This window comes from Enterococcus sp. 125944, assembly GCF_051909435.1.
GTDB classification, from domain to species: Bacteria; Bacillota; Bacilli; order Lactobacillales; family Enterococcaceae; genus Enterococcus_D; species Enterococcus_D gallinarum.
Window position 1 is genome coordinate 1 of the sequence record NZ_JBQASY010000052.1, and the last position, 3134, is coordinate 3134.

The 3134-nt window shown below is 50.0% G+C and carries 1 rRNA gene; it reads left to right on the forward strand.

Annotated elements, in window-relative coordinates:
* The first annotated feature begins 156 nt into the window (after positions 1 to 156).
* A 23S ribosomal RNA gene (locus ACTFWY_RS17695) occupies positions 157 to 3071 on the forward strand.
* Positions 3072 to 3134 lie beyond the last annotated feature (63 nt).

Sequence of the window (3134 nt, forward strand, 5' to 3'; positions counted from 1 at the left end):
AGTTTGTTCATTGAAAACTGGATATCGAAGAAAATCAAAACAAGTAACACACACCGAGTTGACAAGTTAAAGAGTTTTTTAATAAGTTCAACGCTTATTTTCTTGAGCAACCTTCTATCGCTAGAAGAAGTACTCAACACCGACCGTAAGGTCAAAGGTTAAGTGAATAAGGGCGCACGGTGGATGCCTTGGCACTAGGAGCCGATGAAGGACGGGACTAACACCGATATGCTTTGGGGAGCTGTAAGTAAGCTATGATCCAGAGATTTCCGAATGGGGGAACCCAGCATCTTTTATAGGATGTTACACAGTTGTGAATACATAGCAGCTGTGAGGTAGACGCAGAGAACTGAAACATCTAAGTACCTGCAGGAAGAGAAAGAAAATTCGATTCCCTGAGTAGCGGCGAGCGAAACGGGAAAAGCCCAAACCAACAAGCTTGCTTGTTGGGGTTGTAGGACTCCGATATGGTAGTTGAAACAGATAGTCGAAATACTTGGAAAAGTATGTCAAAGAGGGTAAAAACCCCGTAGATGAAATCTGGCTCACACCTAGGAGGATCCTGAGTACGGCGGAACACGAGGAATTCCGTCGGAATCCGGGAGGACCATCTCCCAAGGCTAAATACTCCCTAGTGACCGATAGTGAACCAGTACCGTGAGGGAAAGGTGAAAAGCACCCCGGAAGGGGAGTGAAATAGATCCTGAAACCGTGTGCCTACAACAAGTTAGAGCCCGTTAATGGGTGATAGCGTGCCTTTTGTAGAATGAACCGGCGAGTTACGATAGCATGCGAGGTTAAGTTGAAGAGACGGAGCCGCAGCGAAAGCGAGTCTGAATAGGGCGAATGAGTATGTTGTCGTAGACCCGAAACCATGTGATCTACCCATGTCCAGGTTGAAGGTGCGGTAAAACGCACTGGAGGACCGAACCCACGTACGTTGAAAAGTGCGGGGATGAGGTGTGGGTAGCGGAGAAATTCCAAACGAACTTGGAGATAGCTGGTTCTCTCCGAAATAGCTTTAGGGCTAGCCTCGGAATTGAGAATGATGGAGGTAGAGCACTGTTTGGACTAGGGGCCCATCTCGGGTTACCGAATTCAGATAAACTCCGAATGCCATTCATTCATATCCGGGAGTCAGACTGTGAGTGATAAGATCCATAGTCGAAAGGGAAACAGCCCAGACCACCAGCTAAGGTCCCCAAATAACTATTAAGTGGAAAAGGATGTGGGGTTGCACAGACAACTAGGATGTTGGCTTAGAAGCAGCCACCATTTAAAGAGTGCGTAATAGCTCACTAGTCGAGTGACCCTGCGCCGAAAATGTACCGGGGCTAAATAGTTTACCGAAGCTGTGGAGTGCACCATAAGGTGCATTGGTAGGAGAGCGTTCTAAGGGCGTTGAAGGTAGATCGTGAGGACTACTGGAGCGCTTAGAAGTGAGAATGCCGGTATGAGTAGCGAAAGACAGGTGAGAATCCTGTCCACCGTATGACTAAGGTTTCCTGGGGAAGGCTCGTCCGCCCAGGGTTAGTCGGGACCTAAGCCGAGGCCGACAGGCGTAGGCGATGGACAACAGGTTGATATTCCTGTACCCGTTGTTTTTGTTTGAGCAATGGAGGGACGCAGGAGGCTAAGAAGTGCAGACTGATGGATATGTCTGTTCAAGCAGTGAGTCTTAGTGGGAGTCAAATGCTTCTACTTTCAAGGACAAGCTGTGATGAGGAGGGAAATAATAGTACCGAAGCTTCTGATGTCACACTGCCAAGAAAAGCTTCTAGTGAGAAAACAATGGCCCGTACCGCAAACCGACACAGGTAGTCGAGGAGAGCATCCTAAGGTGAGCGAGAGAACTCTCGTTAAGGAACTCGGCAAAATGACCCCGTAACTTCGGGAGAAGGGGTGCTGCTCTAACGAGCAGCCGCAGTGAATAGGCCCAAGCGACTGTTTATCAAAAACACAGGTCTCTGCAAAATCGAAAGATGACGTATAGGGGCTGACGCCTGCCCGGTGCTGGAAGGTTAAGAGGAGTGCTTAGCGTAAGCGAAGGTACGAATTGAAGCCCCAGTAAACGGCGGCCGTAACTATAACGGTCCTAAGGTAGCGAAATTCCTTGTCGGGTAAGTTCCGACCCGCACGAAAGGCGTAACGATTTGGGCACTGTCTCAACGAGAGACTCGGTGAAATTTTAGTACCTGTGAAGATGCAGGTTACCCGCGACAGGACGGAAAGACCCCATGGAGCTTTACTGTAGTTTGATATTGAGTGTCTGTACCGCATGTACAGGATAGGTAGGAGCCGTAGAGATCGGGACGCCAGTTTCGATGGAGGCAATGGTGGGATACTACCCTTGCGTTATGGCCACTCTAACCCGCAGCCCTTATCGGGCTGGGAGACAGTGTCAGATGGGCAGTTTGACTGGGGCGGTCGCCTCCTAAAAGGTAACGGAGGCGCCCAAAGGTTCCCTCAGAATGGTTGGAAATCATTCGAAGAGTGTAAAGGCAGAAGGGAGCTTGACTGCGAGAGCTACAACTCGAGCAGGGACGAAAGTCGGGCTTAGTGATCCGGTGGTTCCGCATGGAAGGGCCATCGCTCAACGGATAAAAGCTACCCTGGGGATAACAGGCTTATCTCCCCCAAGAGTCCACATCGACGGGGAGGTTTGGCACCTCGATGTCGGCTCGTCGCATCCTGGGGCTGTAGTCGGTCCCAAGGGTTGGGCTGTTCGCCCATTAAAGCGGCACGCGAGCTGGGTTCAGAACGTCGTGAGACAGTTCGGTCCCTATCCGTCGCGGGCGTTGGAAATTTGAGAGGAGCTGTCCTTAGTACGAGAGGACCGGGATGGACTTACCGCTGGTGTACCAGTTGTCTCGCCAGAGGCATCGCTGGGTAGCTATGTAGGGAAGGGATAAACGCTGAAAGCATCTAAGTGTGAAGCCCACCTCAAGATGAGATTTCCCATTTCTTTAAGAAAGTAAGATCCCTGAGAGATGATCAGGTAGATAGGTCAGAAGTGGAAGGCCAGTGATGGTTGGAGCGGACTGATACTAATCGATCGAGGACTTAACCACGATTGAAAAAAGCAAGGAAACTCGGAAGAGTTTTGATTCTTCGATCCAGTTTTGAGTGAGCAA